The 19375-nt window shown below is 28.4% G+C and carries 15 protein-coding genes; 4 read left to right on the forward strand and 11 right to left on the reverse strand.

Features of this window, described 5'->3' with window-relative positions:
- Positions 1 to 34: 34 nt before the first annotated feature.
- The 3 genes from KIB46_RS01465 to KIB46_RS01475 all read right to left on the reverse strand — a co-directional run bounded on the left by KIB46_RS01465 (position 35) and on the right by KIB46_RS01475 (position 4129).
- The gene (locus KIB46_RS01465) at positions 35 to 799 is read right to left on the reverse strand and encodes a MurR/RpiR family transcriptional regulator (protein WP_291670242.1); all 765 of its coding nucleotides are present in this window, start codon (positions 797 to 799) and stop codon (positions 35 to 37) included.
- A 144-nt stretch (positions 800 to 943) separates the two neighbouring features.
- Positions 944 to 1189 (reverse strand): hypothetical protein, encoded by a 246-nt coding sequence (locus KIB46_RS01470; RefSeq protein ID WP_291670244.1) that lies wholly within the window; start codon positions 1187 to 1189, stop codon positions 944 to 946.
- A gap of 195 nt (positions 1190 to 1384) precedes the next feature.
- On the reverse strand, positions 1385 to 4129 hold the full coding sequence (locus tag KIB46_RS01475) for a hypothetical protein (protein ID WP_291670246.1): 2745 nt from the start codon (positions 4127 to 4129) through the stop codon (positions 1385 to 1387).
- A 256-nt stretch (positions 4130 to 4385) separates the two neighbouring features.
- On the opposite strand from KIB46_RS01475, the gene asrA reads away from it, so the two are divergent.
- Genes asrA through asrC form a run of 3 tightly spaced genes read left to right on the forward strand, consistent with a single transcriptional unit; the run spans position 4386 to position 7275 of the window.
- Complete coding sequence (gene asrA / locus KIB46_RS01480; RefSeq protein ID WP_291670249.1) at positions 4386 to 5417, forward strand: anaerobic sulfite reductase subunit AsrA; 1032 nt, start codon at positions 4386 to 4388, stop codon at positions 5415 to 5417.
- A gap of 1 nt (position 5418) precedes the next feature.
- Complete coding sequence (gene asrB / locus KIB46_RS01485; protein WP_156563189.1) at positions 5419 to 6213, forward strand: anaerobic sulfite reductase subunit AsrB; 795 nt, start codon at positions 5419 to 5421, stop codon at positions 6211 to 6213.
- A 12-nt stretch (positions 6214 to 6225) separates the two neighbouring features.
- Positions 6226 to 7275 carry a sulfite reductase subunit C gene (gene asrC / locus KIB46_RS01490; protein ID WP_291670253.1) on the forward strand — a complete coding sequence of 350 codons (1050 nt, stop codon included), beginning with the start codon at positions 6226 to 6228 and terminating at the stop codon, positions 7273 to 7275.
- A gap of 208 nt (positions 7276 to 7483) precedes the next feature.
- Here asrC and KIB46_RS01495 read toward each other — a convergent pair whose 3' ends face one another.
- Positions 7484 to 10228 carry an AAA domain-containing protein gene (locus tag KIB46_RS01495; RefSeq protein WP_291670255.1) on the reverse strand — a complete coding sequence of 915 codons (2745 nt, stop codon included), beginning with the start codon at positions 10226 to 10228 and terminating at the stop codon, positions 7484 to 7486.
- Positions 10229 to 10397: 169 nt separating this feature from the next.
- Between KIB46_RS01495 and KIB46_RS01500 the strand changes: the two genes are divergently transcribed.
- Complete coding sequence (locus tag KIB46_RS01500) at positions 10398 to 11285, forward strand: hypothetical protein (protein WP_291670257.1); 888 nt, start codon at positions 10398 to 10400, stop codon at positions 11283 to 11285.
- A 54-nt stretch (positions 11286 to 11339) separates the two neighbouring features.
- Here KIB46_RS01500 and KIB46_RS01505 read toward each other — a convergent pair whose 3' ends face one another.
- The 7 genes from KIB46_RS01505 to KIB46_RS01535 all read right to left on the reverse strand — a co-directional run bounded on the left by KIB46_RS01505 (position 11340) and on the right by KIB46_RS01535 (position 19306).
- A complete protein-coding gene (locus tag KIB46_RS01505) occupies positions 11340 to 12410 on the reverse strand; it encodes an NERD domain-containing protein (protein WP_291670258.1) in 1071 nt (356 codons plus the stop codon).
- A gap of 173 nt (positions 12411 to 12583) precedes the next feature.
- Positions 12584 to 12976, reverse strand: coding sequence for a Rho termination factor N-terminal domain-containing protein (locus tag KIB46_RS01510; RefSeq protein ID WP_291670260.1), 393 nt, complete (start codon positions 12974 to 12976; stop codon positions 12584 to 12586).
- Complete coding sequence (locus KIB46_RS01515) at positions 12966 to 13886, reverse strand: AAA family ATPase (protein ID WP_291670262.1); 921 nt, start codon at positions 13884 to 13886, stop codon at positions 12966 to 12968. Before KIB46_RS01515 ends, KIB46_RS01510 begins: the two co-directional genes overlap by 11 nt.
- A gap of 391 nt (positions 13887 to 14277) precedes the next feature.
- Complete coding sequence (locus KIB46_RS01520) at positions 14278 to 14961, reverse strand: hypothetical protein (RefSeq protein ID WP_291670263.1); 684 nt, start codon at positions 14959 to 14961, stop codon at positions 14278 to 14280.
- Between the two features lie 18 nt (positions 14962 to 14979).
- On the reverse strand, positions 14980 to 16251 hold the full coding sequence (locus tag KIB46_RS01525) for an McrC family protein (RefSeq protein ID WP_291670265.1): 1272 nt from the start codon (positions 16249 to 16251) through the stop codon (positions 14980 to 14982).
- A 17-nt stretch (positions 16252 to 16268) separates the two neighbouring features.
- Positions 16269 to 19046, reverse strand: coding sequence for an AAA family ATPase (locus KIB46_RS01530; RefSeq protein ID WP_291670267.1), 2778 nt, complete (start codon positions 19044 to 19046; stop codon positions 16269 to 16271).
- Positions 18980 to 19306: a hypothetical protein gene (locus tag KIB46_RS01535; RefSeq protein ID WP_291670269.1), complete on the reverse strand. Its 327-nt coding sequence runs from the start codon at positions 19304 to 19306 to the stop codon at positions 18980 to 18982. Before KIB46_RS01535 ends, KIB46_RS01530 begins: the two co-directional genes overlap by 67 nt.
- Positions 19307 to 19375: the final 69 nt, after the last annotated feature.

Below are 19375 nucleotides of genomic sequence, written 5' to 3' on the forward strand. Positions count from 1 at the left end.
TTCACATTTCTTTTAGAAAACAAAAATAGACCCCTTAGGAGTCTATTTTCAATGTATTGCAATATAAAATAAATTTTAAGAATAGTAATTCCACCACAATAAAATACAAGTTAATTGATTCATACTCAAAATTATTGTTTAAAAATACTGTTGAAGTAGAAACATATATGTTTTTATCACTAATATTAGCTAAGGTATTACTTTTAAGCTTTGTAATAGAAATAATGGTAACATTCTTCATTTTTAACTTCTTTGCAAAATTAATAATATGGTTTGATTCTCCACTAAGAGATATTAAAATCATTACATCTCCAGGATTAATAGCATTTAACAGTACCTCTGTTTCACCTTGGCCCTCTAAATTATAAAAATAATATCCACCATTTAGGAATATTCTAGTTATCTCTCTCGCTACAGAGGACTGTATAGCTCCTGAGCCGTACACTAAAACACGTTTAGCATTATATATTTTTTCACAAATATCATCAAAATTCCTATCTGCCATATCTGCTATAGCTTTTGTGTAGCTACTACAAACATTTTCCATGCAGTTATCTGTAGTAACACTGTAGTTTTTTATTTCCCACTTTAAAATAGTTTTTAGCTCTGAAAATCCACTTAACCCAAGCTTTTGAGAAAACCTCATAACTGTGGTTCTTGATACATTACATCTCTTTGCTAATTCTTCTATGTTTATTTCACTACACTCCATTTTATGCCTTGTAATATAGCGCCCAATTATTATATCATTGGAATTTAAATTATTATATTGACCATTTATTAACTCTTCAATCTTCATTAGTATAAATCCTCTCTAAGAAAATTTTCTCTTTCATAATATTTACATTTTAACAGATTTCAAAGCTTGTTTAAATAATTGTATAAGAAAAAACTTCCTCTAATTACTTAAAAATAGTTAATGCAATCTTTTCTTTATTAACCTCTACTCTCTCGTAAATTCAAAGAATATATATTTTCCAACCTTATCTATTAGCAAATCCTGAAAACTTATCTCTAATTGAACACCATTTAAATTTACAATATCTGTGTGTTCTTCATCTACTTCATCATAGTGCATAAAAAAATTAAGATAATCCTCTAAAGTTTCAAGATTTTTACCATTATCTACAGCTAACGAAAGCTCTCCAATAGCTTTATCAATATCACTAACAGAACAATCCTTATTCATACATGCGCTATACACATCATTTATAATTGTAAGTGTAGATATTGAAACTTTATTTAAAACTAATTTTAATCAAGAATTTAATCTTATGTATTATATAGATATATTTATTAAAAAGAAAAAATAAGTAACCCCTACACTAATTTGTATATAAAAAGAACTGTTACAAAAAATAATTCTGTAACAGTTCATTCTTTATTATTCTACAGTAAACTCTTTCACTATCTTAACTGGCCTATCCTTTGAATCGTAAGTATTAATAGTTATACGATAATCTCCAGCAGATAAGTATACTCGATTGAATTCAACACTTGCATAATTAAGTTTATCCCATGGGAAGGATACAGACATATTAATTTTTCCTGGTAAATTTGCTCCACTTAATGATTGTAACTTTATCTCATTTTGTCCAAATGTATATTTTAAATCCTCATTAAATGTTAGGTTTAACATCGTACCGTTCCAACCTTCTGATACTTCAAGATTTATAATATCTAATGAAGACTTATCCTCTTCTCCTCCATTATCAGGTTCACCCTTAAATTCTGGAATCTTAAAGTGGTCTACAAATCCCCTACGATAATTTCCATCAAAATCAACAAATAAAACCCATAATCTAGATTTATTAGTTAAATTGTATCCTGACAAATCTATATCTAACTCATTATATCCTGAATTTAACTTTGCTTCTGTGCCCTTAATCTTACCACTTAGTACATCCTCAGCCATTGGTGTAGTTGACTCCCCAGCATATACTGAATTATTCCACTCATATACTCCATAATATAATGTTCCATATTCATCTGAATTAAAGCTAAACTTTATCTTGTTCTTCGAATAATGATCTATAGAATCTCCAGCTATTACAGGAGGATTGAAATGTGATCTAAATGATCCCTCAACAACACTTCCATCAGGCATATTTACCTTAACAGTATATTTATTATCATTGTGTCCATAATTGTCTGGTACAATAATTGTATAAGTTTGCTTATCTGAGCTTACAATAAACTTTGCACCTTTAGTTGTAAGGGCAGATTCACTTGGACATATAATACTAAAGTCCTCTAGTTTTAATTCTCCCTTAACTGGCTTATTAAATGTAAATACGAATCTATTAGCTACAACCTCTTCAGCATAGTCTAACTTATATTCACTATCTACTTGACTTTCATCATACTTACCTAGTTTAATAGGACCATAAACTGGAGATGTTCTTCCATCATACCCTTCCATTACATAATAAACATCATATTCACTATTTTCTTCTAGGTTTGATATTGCTATCTCGTTATACTCTGTAGTTATAGGTACCTTAATACCATCTTCTTTGATATTATCTACACTTTTATTTCTAAAGAAAGAGAAAAGACTCTTCTTCTCTACCTTATAGTATAGATATCCACCTTCATCAACTCCATAAACATCAAGAATTCCTTCATTTTCACTAGTTCTACTTGCAACAACCTTTGAAGCTATTGGGTGATTATAGCTATAAACAAATTCTTTACTTATTATTTTCCCATTTGGTAATGTAAGATATAACTCATATGTATTATCTTTAAAATATGATGTATTTAATGTGTATGTTTTATTATCTTTTGTTGATACATTAAGTACACTCATAGTGTTTCCACCATGACATATAATAGAAAGTTCTGATAATGTTATTGCTCTACTTGTAGCTTCATTTAAAGTAAATTCAATTATACCTTGTTGTTTTAAAGTAATATTGCTTATTTCATATTTTTCTTCTCTACCAATAAAGGTATTATTAACGCCTTCATTTATTGTGATATTTTCTTTAGGTATTTCAGTATAGATACCTGCATTATTTCCATTAACCTTTACTGAATTAACTTTACCATTTCCCATTACCTTTGATGAATCACCATTGATAATTGCTTGTCCCACCATAGCTCCATCTTTAATATAGATACTGCTCTTATAACCATTAGAATTAACCCTTTCTACATTAGAATTAACTCCAAGAATTGTGTTGCTACCATTATCATTAACTTCACTTACTGTCTTATTAATTGTTATGTCAGCATTATTTGAGTTTTTATCTATGTTTAAGTTTTTTGTAGATGCTTCAAGAACTAATGTACCATTTTGAATATTTACATTATCAATACTTCCATCACCTAAAATAGATATGTTTCCATTAATGTCTACATTATTTATTTCTTTAACATTTTCTAAATGTAGAGTTGGACCATTTATATTTTTATTAACATCAAGTGATACATTACGATATCTGCCTAATTCCTTGCTTTCTAACTTTACATTTGGTACTGATGAGTTCTTAAGCTGAACTTGGTACTTTGCACCATCCTTTAATATTAGTTTTTCTTTAATCTCTACATTGTCTAATATTATTTTTCCATTAACTACAGATGAATCTATTGAAACATTATTAAATGACTTGTTTGATATTGTTAGTACACCATCTACTAAATCATCCTTTGCTATTTCAAGATCACCTATTGTTTCTTCAGGTACTTCAGGTACTTCAGGCTCCTCTGGCTTTTCTTCTTCCCCTGGATTTTCAGGTTCTTCTGGATTTTCAGGTTCTTCTGGCTTTTCAGGTTTTTCTATTTCACTTGAATCTTCCAAAGCTCCTGGCTTTTCATTTGGTTTTTCACTAGTATCTTGGTTAGGTCTATTAACTTGTCCACTAGTTGAAGATGAACTTCCTATATTGCTACCAGCATTGTCATTTGTTAAACTATTTGAATTTTGTTCCTCTTTTGATGAAGATTCTTCATTAATAGTAGTATCATTGCTATTACTTTCAGAATCATTTTGAACAATTGTATCTTCTTCACCATTTAAGTTATTAACAGTATTTTTAGATTGAGTAAAATAATAAACTCCAGATGTCAACGCCATAACTATTATCGTTCCAACTACTATGGCAATCTTACCATTTCTCTGCATAAATTACCTCCATTTGAAATTTTTACTTTAATATTTTATATGTACTTCTACTATTGTGTCAATACTATTTAATAATAATTATTCGTAGTATTATTCAATACTTCCTTTACAAATTCTTCTACACAAATACTAATATTTTTATTATAGGTTTTCCTTATGATTACCACATTTTTTTGATATTATATTTTTTTCACATGTAGCTATATAATCAAATTAGAAAGATTGTTAAAAATAAAACTATTTTAGGAGGTATTATATGGGATATAATCTATCATTCCAAGAAGTAAATACTTTATTTGAAGACTTAAAGAAAGAATACAAGATTTATGCACCAAAGAGATTTAAAAAGCAAGGTAGATACTCAGACACAGACATTATAAAGTATGATGAAATATCTACTGTAGAAGAAATTGAGTTTAAAGAAAAATCACACTATCCAGTAAAGGAAGTAATAACCCCTATTACTCAAACCCTTTATTACTTTACAGAAGATGAATTTAGAGAAAGTTCTGTAGGCCATAACAAAAAGATATTAATTTTTGCTAGACCTTGTGATATTAATGCACAAAGAAGACAAGACATGATTTATCTTCACAATGGTAACTTTGAAGATACCTTCTATAAAAGGATAAGAGAAAGAGTTAAATTTATTTGTATTGAATGTGTTGATGGTTTTGATACTTGCTTCTGCGTATCAATGAACAGTAATAAAACTGATGATTACTCTTTAGCTGTAAGATTTAATGAATCTTCTTTACTTTTTGATGTTAAAGATAAGGAATTTAGTAAATTTTTCAATGATAAAACAGAAGAAGAATTTGAACTAAAATTTATTGAAGAAAACCAAGCAAAGGTAACAATTCCTGAAATTAATGATAAAGAAATATTAATAAAACTTAAAAATCATCCAATGTGGGATGAATACAACAAAAGATGCCTTGGTTGTGGAAGTTGTACAATAGCTTGTAGCACATGTTCTTGCTACACTACACGTGATATTGTATATGACTCTTTAGGTAAAATTGGTGAAAGAAGAAGAGTACAAGCATCCTGTCACATAGATGGTTTTGATGAGATGGCTGGAGGGCATAACTTTAGAACAACTAAGGCAGATAAAATGAGATATAAAGTACTTCATAAAATTCATGATTATAAAGCTCAATTTGGAGATGAGCATATGTGTGTTGGTTGTGGTAGATGTACTGATAGATGCCCTGAACATATTTCAATTACAGCTACAATAAACAAAGTAAATAATGCAGTTAATGAAATTATGGAGGGAAAATAATATGGAAAACAATATATTAACACCTAAATCATATGAAATTATTAGCGTTACTCATGAAACTAATTGTGAATACACTTTTAGAGTTGCAACTGATATAGTTCCTGAACATGGACAATTCTTACAACTATCCCTTCCTAAAATCGGTGAAGCCCCTATTTCTGTAAGTGGATTTGGACTAGGTTATATGGACTTTACAATAAGAGCTGTTGGAAAGGTAACTGATGAGCTTTTCAAATTACAATCAGGAGATAAAATCTTCTTAAGAGGAGCATATGGCAAAGGCTGGCCAGTTGAAAAGTTCAAAAATAAAAATTTAGTTATAATTGCTGGTGGTACAGGAGTTGCCCCTGTAAGAAGCATGATTAATAAATTTTACATTGAAGAAGATTATGTTAAATCATTAAATTTAATCTTTGGCTTTAAGAATGCAGATTCTATATTGTTCAAACCTGAATTAGATAAATGGAAAGAGAAATTTAATACAATATATACACTAGATAAGGGTGAAAAAGATGGTTGGGAACAAGGTCTTGTAACTAATCATTTATCAAAACTTCCTTTAGACTCTTTTGAAGATAACTATGAAGTTATTATAGTTGGTCCCCCAGTAATGATGCACTTTACAGCTCTTGAAATGCTAAAACTTGGTGTTCCTGAAGAAAAAATTTGGGTATCCTTTGAAAGAAAAATGTCTTGTGCTGTTGGTAAATGTGGACACTGTAGAATTGATGAAACTTATGTATGCTTAGAGGGCCCTGTATTTAACTATACTAAGGCTAAATCATTATTAGACTAGGAGGATACTTTTATGAATCATGATATAGATATTAAAAAGGTTAGATTAAATTGTTTTCGTCAATCAAAGGTTCCTGGAGAATTTATGCTTCAAATGCGTGTACCAGGAGGTCTTGTTAATGCTAAATATTTAAGTGATATTCAATACATTGCAGAAACTTATGGAAATGGTACTTTTCATATGGGAATGAGACAAACCTTCAGTATCCCTGGAATTAAATATGAAAACATTCCTTCTGTTAATGAGTATATTTCTAATTATTTAAAAGAAGTTGAAGTTGATGAGTGTAACTGTAATATGACAGTAGATGAAAATGGATATCCTACAATAGGTGCTAGAAATGTTATGGCATGTATAGGTAATTCTCATTGTATAAAAGCAAATGCTAACACTAAGGATTTAGCAAATAAAATAGAAAGCCTAGTCTTCCCTTCTCACTACCATATTAAAGTTTCAGTATCAGGTTGTCCAAATGATTGTGCTAAAGCTCATTTCCAAGACTTTGGTGTTATTGGTCAAGCTAGAATGATATATCATCCTGAAAGATGCATTGGTTGTGGTGCTTGTGTAAAAGCATGTGAACATCATGCAACTAGAGTTTTAAGCTTAAATAAAAATGGACTTGTAGATAAAGACCCATGCTGCTGTGTTGGTTGTGGTGAATGTGTTCTAGCTTGCCCTGCAAGTGCATGGACAAGAAGTCCTCAAAAATTCTATAGGGTTGTTATAGGTGGAAGAACTGGAAAGCAAACTCCTAGAATGGGTAAAACTTTCTTAAACTTTGTTACTGAAGATGTAGTATTAGGAATGTTTGCAAACTGGCAAAAGTTTTCTGCTTGGGCTTTGGATTATAAACCTGAATACTTACATGGAGGCCACTTAATAGATAGGGCTGGATATCATAGGTTTAAAGAAATAATTTTAGATGGAGTTGAACTAAACCCTGAAGCCTTAGTTGCTGAAAATATATACTGGGCAGAAACAGAATATAGATCTAATATAAATGTTAAACCAATTGGAAAACATAAAACTATAGAATCAAACAGAGAAGTACAAGATTAATCTAAAAAATGTTGGGGGGTATTTATTTTGCTTGTTCCGTCGCAAGCTCCATAAAAACAAATATCCCCCACTTATACTAAAGATAAAGAAAAAAACTTAACTTCTTAAGTTCTTAAGTTCTTAAGAAGTTATAGTAAAAATGCGGGTTTGAATGGATTTTGATAAAATAAATTTTAAAAATGTAAGGAAATTATAAAATTACTATCCTTTATTTTATATTTTCTTCTAATTTTAGAATGCCATTTAACACTTTTCTTACCTTATTTTCTTCATCACTACCATTAGTCTTCAATCTTAAATAAGGAATATCATACTTTTCTAAAACAGAATTCTTAATCTTATCACGTTCTAGCTGAGTTTCATTTTCATCATGATACTTAAATCCATCAACTTCAATAACCAAAACAGGAGCTTTATCAAGCTTATTAAACAATATAAAATCCACATGAGTATTAATATTTCCTACATAGCTTTTCTCCCTATCATTAAGTAAAGAAGTATCCTTTATTAAGTTTCTCAAAGGATAATGCATATCATAGCCTATGCTTAAATATTTCTCATCCTCCAAAATCCCTTCTAATAAATTTACCATAAGATTTTCAGAATCATACATTGATTTATTTGTGTTCTTTAATAGCTCTAACCTTTTATCATTATAGGATTTATATAAATAATCAAAAACAGAGTTAACCTTGCTTTCCTTTATGCACTCCACATTGTTGTAGCTAATATATCTAATTAAATCTCCAATATTGCTATTAGTTTCAATAAATTCCTTATTTCCAGAAACCACAAGAATTAATCTATTAACAGCTCTAGAAACTGCAACATTAATTAAATTTGGATCATCTACAAAGTCATTCATCTCATTAGAAACAGTAGAAATAATAATATTATCCTTTTCCCTCCCTTGAAATTTATGAACAGTGTCTGCTTCAATATCTAAGTCACCAATATATTTCTTTACCTCATTTGCTTGAAGTCTATAGGGAGATATTATCCCTATGGATTCATTTAAATTTTGTAGATTTTCCTTAGGAATTACTTCATCAAAGATAACATCAAGCTCCCTTTGATTAAACTTACCTCTTGCATGATTCCCCTCCACTGTTTTATAAACCATTAGAGGATTATCTATATTATTTTCAGTTAAAGGAATAAGCTTCCCATTATAAAATTTTTCATTGCAAAAGCCTATTATCTTAGGATTACATCTATAATGCTCCTTTAAAAGAGTGTAAGGAACCTCTGGATACAATGTTTTTATAGAGGTAAGCAAGCTCTTTTCACTATAATTATAAGCCCCATCTAAATCATAGCTATTGAACACCTCATTCGTTTTCATTTTTAACTCTTCAGGTACAACATTAGGCAATTGCTTCTCATCTCCAACAATTACAACATTCTTTCCACAAGATAGGGCTAAAGCCCCTGAAACAATATCAACTTGTGAGGATTCATCTATAATTACATAATCAAATAAATAGTTTTCTCCTATGGAATTTCTTAAGGAATGAGTGGTACTTAAAATTACAGGATACTCCCTAACCACCTCTCCAAAGTTCTTCCATAAATCATTCTTAGAAAACTTGTTTCTTACGCTATTGTTTCCCTTTCTTTTATATAAACTAGATTTAAATAACTTCATAGAAAGGTCTGTATACTCCTTCATCTTATCTTCAAACTTATATCTTTCTAGGGACTTGCTTATTTCAGTGATTCTTTTCTCACCCTCTTCAATTTTCATAGCATAATATAAGTTCTGTAATAATAAAACCACCTCTTCACTAGGGTTATCATAAAACTTAAAGGAATATATACCAAACTTAATTAAATACTTAACCTTATCTAAGATAGTAAAATCACCCTTATTTTCTATGTGATACTGGATATTATTCCATAAAGTAAGTATTCTATCTGGAGTTTTTCTATAGAAGCTCCTATAAGGAAGTATATTAGACTTTTCAGTAGAACTTAAATAATGCTCCTTCTCCACATCTATTCCATCTAATTCTTCCCTTAGCTTTGCTAATTCATTTTTTCTATTTAGCATTTGGTTTAAATCTTTTTCTACCTGAAGTAACTTGTTCTTAAGTTCCTTTTCATCACTAAAATTAAGGAACCATCCTTCCATAGAAGGATAAGATCCATCTTGGCTATCTATAAACCTCTCTTTATTTTCTGTATTTCCAAGAAAGGCAGCTATAAAGCCAACACCATATTTATCAAGCTTTTCTATAACATTTGAGGTTGCAGAGTTATTGTTTGATACAACTCCTACAGTTTTATTATTAATTATTGCATTGGATATAATATTTAAAATTGTTTGAGTTTTTCCTGTACCAGGAGGCCCCTCAATTATGCTAATTTCACTATTTAGAGCCTTTTCTGTCCCCTCCTTTTGACTTATATTAAATCCAAAGGGATATATAAAACTATCATATTTTTTTCTTTCCTTTGGATTTTCACCATGAAGATATTTTGATAAAACACTATTAGGACTTATAAAGTCTATTTTTTCATATTGTTTTTCTAGGAAACTTGCTTCTTCTATCTTTATTAGTGAGGATAGCTGCTTTAAATACTTAAAACAGTTTTTAGATTTTGCACTGTCTAGAGATGACTTTTCTATTCTTATGTATCTTTTTTTATAAACTTCAGTGTAATCATTTTTGAAAAAGAGTTTTATATATTCATTAAAATCTAGGATTTTTAATGCTCCATTTCTTGGCTCTCCTTTGTGGAATACTACATTAGATTTGGAATCTATTTCCGTAGGATCTTTAAACCATTTCACATTGTCATAGTTGTAAGTGTATGATTTATCATTTGTATATGTAACTTTACGCTTCCACGTGTCCTTATAATCATTAATCCATTTTATCTTTTGGGTTTTGTCTTCAAATTCTCCATTTTTATTTTTAACCATTATTAGGTTTTTATTTATATCCACAGTCTTTCTCCTTAATATAAACTTTACATCTATATTTTACCATTTTAACTTATATTCTACTATATTGAAAAATCCATATTATATTTCACCAAAAATCTTCAAATATTTGACATTTTATTTTTATTGTTTTACCCTTAAGTTATCAGAATATTTTCAAAAAGGAGATAATATGAAAAAAGCACGTTATATATCTACAGAGGAGAATATTTTAATAGAAGCAAAGTCAATTACACCAAAACAGTATGAAAGAACTTATCGTGGCAAGCTATATTGTGAACAAGAAGATTGTGATGCTCAGTTAGTATTTAATGAAAGACAGAAAGGTAAATTTGTAAGATACTTTAGTACCCTACAAGGAAGCAATCATAAAAAGGGCTGTCCTAATGAGATTAAACATAAAAAAGGTAAAAAGCCGGTGCTTCATATAGGCGGGGATGATATAAACATCTCAGAATCTCATATTCAAAAAGTACTTGATGATGCTTATAAAACATTTCTCAATAAGTTATATCCATCCAAAGATAAAACAACTCAAATGATAAAGAGAAAAAAGAAGATAGTTTCAATTCAAGATAATACATTAGCTGCTTCTATTGAATTATCTGGTACTCCTGTTACAACTGGACAAGGAAAAAATATAATTGAGGGAAAGGAACCTTTTATCTATAAGAGGGAGGTAGCTGAAATTTCCTCAAAAGATATTAATACTTTTAAAGAAATTCATGGAATTATTGATGGAATTAGAATCTATTCAGATGAAATATTTTTAGATTTAAAAGGATTAGATGGAAGTAAAATAAGTGTATATATGGGAACTCCATTTAGAACTAATTTTAATCAAGAATTTAATCTTATGCATTATATAGAAATATATATTACAAAGCAAAAAGAAATGAACTTCCCTCTAATTTGTACAAGCGTTGGAGAGTTATCAACATCAAACAAGGCGGATATAGTTCAAATATATAATTATAGACATTTTAAAATAAATAGATTAGGTTTTTATCAAATTATAGATGCAGTTAATCAAATGGCTCAAATAGAATTTGAAATTTAAATATAAAAATCCCTTTTGGATAAATCTAAAGGGATTTTTTTCTTATTTACATATTTACATATTTATATATTTATTTATTATGTTTAACACATCATCACCATACTTATCTACCTTAACCTGTCCAAAGCCTTGAACTTTCAAAAGCTCTTCCTTTGTTTTTGGTCTTTCCTTAACCAATAAATCTAAGGTATTATTATTGAAAAGAAAATATGGCTTATTTCCTTCTTCCTTTGATTTATTATATCTATACTTTCTTATCTCTTCATATAAATCACTTGCATTATCTGCTACTTGCTCATTTTCAACTGCTTCACTAGCAATGACTTCTTCATCTACCAAAACCTCAGAAGCCTCTTCAACTATAGATTCTTTAAAATCCTCTTCTGTTAATCCATACTTAGCATTATAATCAAAAGTTATCTCCTTATTATTCTCTAATAAGAATTCAGCTATTTTAACCATGTGACTTTCAAACATCTTGCCATCCTTTTGGCATTTACTTATCTTTTTCTTTAACATATTTGTTATTTGATCATATTTATAAATGCCATTTCTTATAGCATAAGGTGCTTTACTTCTATTTATAATAGCTTTAGGATTTGCAATTATTACTGTAGAATAAATTGGCACTCTTTTAATTATTCCATTACCCTTTAAGAAATTTTCTAGTATTCTTATATGTCTTTCATTCTGAGCAATTGGGCTATACATTCCCTCTTGCTTAAAGACCTTTCCTTCTTTAGTTTTAAATCTTCTTATAAACTCTCCTGCTTCATTTATTACAATATCTCCATTAAGTTTTTTAGTTTCAAGTACCATAATAAAATATTCTGTAATCAAGATATAGTCCATTTGAGCAACATAACCAGCATTTTCAATTCTTATATCATGTAAACAAATCATTGGAATAAAAGAATTTTTTAGCTCATAGCTTACTGCCCTTTCCCCTTCTAGACCTATCTTTAGATTTATTATGTCTCGTTGTATTTTCTTTCTTTTTTCGCTTTTTACTCTAGAAAAGAGCTCTTCAAGATCATATAATTGCTTATTTTCACTTTCAAAATCTTTATAGAACTCTGGACCTTTTATCTCCCTAATATCTAACAAATTCTTTATAAAAGACATATTATCCCCCCAGTAGTAAATACTTTTTTCAAAATTATACCATATTTTGTAACTTTAGACTATCTTCTGTCATTTGATTTCGTTTCTATGCTTTGTGGTGAAAATAAAAAAACTACTCCTGATTACTTAGAAGTAGTTAATATATTCTTTATTCTTTCTTTGTAAATTAGAATTTAGTAATTATCATTTTTTAATATATTCATTTTTATTTTTGCTCCTGCTGTTCCTTCAACTATTTTATCAATAATTTCACTTTTAACAGCCTTACTTCTTAATGATATATTCAGAGCTTTGGCAATATCCTTTAGTTCTTTAACTGTGAGTTTTTCTTTATTAATTAAATTTCTAACATCATTCTTATCACTTAGTTCCACTACCATATTAATAAAACTACTTATCTTTATTCTTTTTTCATTAGTTTTTATTTTTTTTTCCTTTTCATTAATTTCTAACTTTGCTTGCCCATAAAGTAGCTTATCTATTGATTTATCATCCATATTTAAAACATAGTCAAATACAAGTTTACTTATTTTAATCACCTTATTTTTATCCATATTATAGCTCATATAATATCTCCTCTAATACCCCTTCAAATTCCTTATATAGCTCATCATTCTTTAGATTTCCACTTTTCATAACATAAGGGATTTGAATATCATTATCTATTTCTCTTTCGCATACTTTAATACTATTATTTAGCACTCTTATACCCTGTTTTTGTAACTGATCCCTGTACTGCCTATTTAATATTACTTCTCTATTTCTTCTGAATTTAACCATTGTACCTACCACACCAAGTAACTTAGCTCTACCTGTCTTATAACTTTTAAATTCATACTCTTGTATACAATATTCTATTTTATTAAATAAAGTATTTACATGCTCTTGCAAAGTAGGTACTCCAATTGTAGATAAATAATCTAATTTTGTCGGAATTATAAATGCATCGCTTGAATAAACTGCACTTTGAGTAATTATATCAAAGCTTGGTTGACAATCTAGTAATATGTAATCAAACTTATTATCCTTTATCCCCTTAAAACCATTATTTAACTTTGATATACATTTCATGAAACTTCTAGCGGTATTTCTAGGTTTATTTCCTGTTATGTTTCTTGCAAGATCAATTTGTATGCTATATAAATCTGTATGAGATGGAATCAATGCTATAGATCCTTTACCTCTTTCTTCTAGTATCCTATTTACTTTTAAATCATACGTAATAAACTCATTTATATCACACTCTTTTTTGGAATTTATTGAGTTATTAAACCATGTCCTTATTGTACGCTCATTTTTATAATATTTTCTCCAGTCATCAACAGACATTAGTAGAAAAGTTAAACTAGCTTGAGGATCTAAATCAACTAAAAGAACATTTTTATTATATTTTTCAGATAAGAGTGCACCTAGGTTTGATACTAAAGTACTTTTTCCAACTCCTCCCTTATAATTTATTACTGAAATAATCTTCAATTTGTATTCTCCTTATATAATTCTTACTCTTAAATATTATGAGTTTAAAAAGAAATACATGAATTGTTAACCTAAATTTTTCACTGAATTAATTAAGCCAATTGAAAGTGGTTATACTACCTCTATAATCAAGAGGTAGATATATTCTTTTAAACTCATTTGTTCATATGCTATATGTTCCTGTATTTGATTTTTTATATATTCTTGTATAACTTTTTTTATTTCTAACTACTGTATTAACATAATATTCCTTAAAATATAATTGTCTATTGCCATATTTATACCTATTTAGACCAACTCCTGTCATCTGGTTTCGTTTCTATGCTTTGTTGTGAAAATATAAAAAACTACTCCTAGTTATTTAGAAGTAGTTTAATTACTTTTTAATGTTTTATTGTTGTGATGCTTCCTTACCTATATCTTTTATGTAATTAATAGTAAAAGGAATCAAACTAGTTACAAACACAGTTTTATATAATTCATAATCACGCTTAAAAGACTGAGCATCTAATACTGCTCCATTTGCTTCCATTTGATTCGTAAAGTAAGATAATAGAATAACCCCTGATATTAAATAACTTATTAACATTAAAGTTTTTATCCACTTAGCTAAATTTATGTTTGCGCTATCACCTATTTTTCTAAAAGGATTCATTATTCTATTTAGTATCTTTAAAAACTTTTCTGCTTTACTATGATTATTAAAAAAAATGATAACCTTATTCATTAACTTTTCTATTAAACTTCTAATAATATTATCCTGACTTAAATAATACATTTCATAAGGCACTATCATTAAATAAGTAAAAATAAAAAATAAACCTCCAAAAATAATTAAATGCATAAATATATAAACTGGAATAATTGAATATTTCTCTATCCACTCTATTCCTGAAAGTTTGAACATTAATCCATATATTGACCAAAAGAAATAAGCTCCTACTAATATTCCGCCAAATATACCATAACGAGGACTAATATTCTCTTCTCCAATCACTCTTCTTAAATAAGTTGCTGCAAATAATCCACCAATAATTAATACAAAAATCTGTACAAAATTTATCAATCCGCCCATACATTCACCCCCTATAATTCAATTTTCTATTGACTGAATAATCCCCCTTAAATTTTCAATAGTTACTTTCTCATTTTCTAAGTTAATAGTATAAATTCTAATTTTCTTTTTATTGTCATCCTCTAAAAACCATGATTCATGATATATATTCTCCTCACCTGACACAAGGATATTATGGGGATATAATAGAATAACATTATGTACATCCTTATATCTTGTAAGGTAGGCATACATTTGATAAAGATCCTCCCTTTTTACACCATGCCTATTGTAGGCACTAGATATCCTTTTCCACTTTGTATCCATTATAAGTTGCTCTTTACCATCCTTCACAATAACAATATCAGGCTTTAACTGAAATATTCCTTTATTAGTATTTTCACTAACAAGAAGTTTATATTTAGAATGTTGAGAGTGAATCACTCCATCTTCTAGTGTAATATACAATAACTTAGTTATATACTTTTCAAAAACTTCATCCATCCTAAACAATATAGAAAATGCCTTATCATTTCCCCTACTTCCTAATGATGAATATCCCCTAAGTAGCATTTTAGCTAAAATAAATGCTTCCTCAAATCTATCATTTAATCTAGTAAATTTATAATTATTAACTTCTAAATTACCTATCTCTCTTTCTGTAACTTCAGTAAAGTAAGTTTGCATATGCCTTAGAATTTTTATAGTTTGCTGATTTCTTATTCCTTTAATTAGATTTGTTATACAATATACAAAAATCTGATTTAAAGTATTATTTATCGAAAACTCTTCATATCTACAGAAAGCCTTTGGTTTTGCAGAAGCTATATTCTTAATCTGCTGATTAACCACAAGCTTCCCCTTTAATGTTCCTATATTCTCCTCTGTAGATATATACTCCTGATATGGTCCCTTACTTAGTTCCTTTTGAAGCTTTATTGCAAAAAGATAAGAAAGTATTTCATCTAAACTCATTTTATACATATTAAGATGATTAATTTCTGAATAATTAACTTTTATAATTCCGCATCTAGCAAGCATATTTAATAGCGCTTTTCTTTCCTCTTCAGGACTATTATTATTTATACTTACCTTTGGTAATATTTCTATATCAACAGTTGACAACTTAATGTATCCAACGTAATTAATAATAGTAATTGTATTCCTATCCCATATAAAATTATCTCTATCAAGGTTACTTTTTATATACTCACTAAGCTCATCTGCTTCTTCTTGGCTTATTGTTTTACAATCTACATTATTATCTATCTTTAAACTTTCAAAACACTCCTGAATAGTTATATGCCTCATATTACTACTCCTCATTATCATTCAGTTATTCCTTCATAAACATTTAGAAATGCTTCTTTAGTTGGATTATCTACTATTGAATAAATATATTGTTCTTGATAATTATCTATAATATTTGTTTTAAATAATCCACTTACATTAACCTTCTTTTTATTTATAAAGTAATCATTATTTATTCCTGCCCCACCTAAAATAAGTTCAACTTTTTCCCAGTCACCATAGAAATATTCTTGAAGAAGTGGTATTATCTTATTTTTCATAATTAATACTAAATCCTCAAAAGTTAAATTATCTTTCATAAAATAAGCATGCCCAATAGTATGATCCCTATCAAATAAATACTCAACCCTCTTGTTTATAACATCTAAAAATCTACCAACATTAATACCATCTACATCAACACTTATCTTACTTACATCAGGCATGTACTCTTTAAAAGTAAATCTTCTTCTTAAGGCTGTATCCAATAATGCAATTGACCTATCTGCTGTATTCATTGTCCCTAAAATGTAAACATTACTTGGAACACCAAACTTATCATTGGAATATGGCAATGTTACTTTAAGTTCATTTTTTTCACCAAGCCTCTTATCCTCTTCAATTAGAGTAATTAATTCCCCAAATATCTTTGATATATTTCCTCTATTTATTTCATCTATAATAAGAACATAATTTTTAACATTTTCTGATTGTTCACTTTTATGAGAAATTAATTCTCTTATTCTGCTTAAATTTAAATCCTCAGTTTTAAACTTATATATAGAACCTTGAGATAAACTCTTTGACTTTAATATATCTGTCTTATCTAAATTACCATCTTTATATAACCACTCTACCTTTCTGAAGTGATTATATCCTATTGGAGTATCTTCATTAAATTCATAGTCCCCAATAACCCTTCCAATAGCTCTTGCCTTTTTCATACCATCCCCTATAATAACTATGTCATCTTTTTTAACGCTTGTAACAAAACATTTTACAGCTGATAATGCTCCACCACTTACACCACTATACATTTCTTTAACATCACAATCTGCTTTGCATTTAGAAAAATCTATATTTTCTCCCCATCCAAGTGCAACACAATTATTATCAATGCAGTAATTGTATATAGACTCATCATTATCTAACTTATTTCCTAATGCCATCTTATAAAAGTTTATCTTATTTTCATCAAAATCATATTTAGGTAACCACTCTTGAGCCTTTGCAGATGCCTTCTCACAAATTAATTTAAATATACCTGGCTGAACTACAAATCCTTTTCCTTCTTCATCACTTCTAAGACCCTCCACAAATTCTTCATAACCATAGGATTGGTGGAATGTACAGAAGGCTATTTGTCCTTCTTCTAAAAGCTTATTAAATTCTAAGACAACTTCATCTCTATTTTCTTCATTTTCTATAAGTGACTTGTACTTTTCTTTATCAATTATCTCTAATGCTCTACTTATAACATTATAAGTTTTTCCTGTTCCTGGAGGTCCGTATAATATTTGATTCTTACTTTCGCAATTACTACAACTCGCACACTCACTATCATTCCTATCGCTACTTACCATATCTACATATTTTACTTCACTTAATTGATTTATATATAAAATATTATCTATATCTCTATATTGATATACTGTTGTTCCATATCCTTCTTTTGAATTAGGTAACCTATTTTCTCTTAAATTAATCCAATTAACTCTTATTATATGTGGAAAATCTTTGTCTTCTAAATACTCATATTTCCCTTCTACTTGTCCAATTCCAAGTACTATATCTTCCCTTACCGCAACAACTATATCTCCAACCTCAATATTTTTATAAAAAACTTTTATTTGATTAGAAATTCTACCAATTACAGGTGACTCGTATTTATATTTACTTTCTAAAACATAAGATATATTATTTTTTACTTCTTTTATATCTTGATTATCATATTTTCGTAGGTCTCCAACTTCTGACCATCCAATTGATACATAACTATTACTCCTCATCTCATCCCAACAGTTTTTATCACCACTTATAGAAGTTGTATTAATTCTATAATAATTCAAAGGCTCTCCAAATAACTCGATCATTGAAATCATTACATAACTTGTTTGAATCCCAATTTCTTTAACAACTTGCATCAACTGCCCTGCCATTACGTACAATTTATCCTTCTCAGGTTTTATATTACAAGAAATTAATGCATGCTTCTGCCATCTAGTATTATGAAATGTATCTATTTTATCAGGATATATCATATGATAATACTTATGTACCCATCCTAAGCTACACATATTATTATCAGATAAAACATTTTCTAATTTATTTTGTAAAATTCTATATTCTTCAACTCCAGAATCAGGTGATAATTTTCCAATTATTTTTGCACCTTCTACTAATTCATTTCTTATTTTTTCAGCAGTATCTATCGCTTGATCTTTAGTTAATATTATAGAATTGTGTGGACTTCCAGTTATCCATTTATCCTCACTGCTTTTCTTATAAAGTATATATTTATATGAACTTCCACCAGAAATACTTCCATAACTCTTCGTACTTGTCTTAAATTCGTCATCATTCTTAAATTCTAACCAATAAACTAAACTATCCTTATTACTAATATTAAAAATTGTCTCCGCTAACTCTTCTCCCTCAAGCATACTTAACTTTTCAGGATTGAATCTATCATAAAATTTTCTATATCCTTCTTCTAATTCTTTTATATCTAATAATTTCTTTTCATCCTTTAATTTTTCATATGTTTCTTTAATTTTTTTAATGATACTACTTTTATTATTAGATTTACCCTCCATATATTTTTCGTATTTATCGATAGCATTACTCCATCTTTTATGTGTTTCGTCATTCTTTTTTTGTATAATTCTGAACTATTTATTATGTTAATAACTTGTTTCAATTCATTTATTTCATTAATCCTATAAATATCTTTATCTATAATTTTGTTTTCTTTTATAAATTCTGTAACAGAATTTATAGCAGAACCATATGAATTAATAGTTCCTTCTTTTAAATTAGTGTTATCATATAACCACTTTTCAAATAACTCTCTCATTTTCTTCTCCTTTATATACACTTTTATAAATTTACTTATAATAAATTCTATCAAGTAATCTTCTAGTTA

This window comes from Clostridium sp. (genome assembly GCF_018372875.1).
Classification (GTDB): domain Bacteria; phylum Bacillota; class Clostridia; order Clostridiales; family Clostridiaceae; genus Clostridium.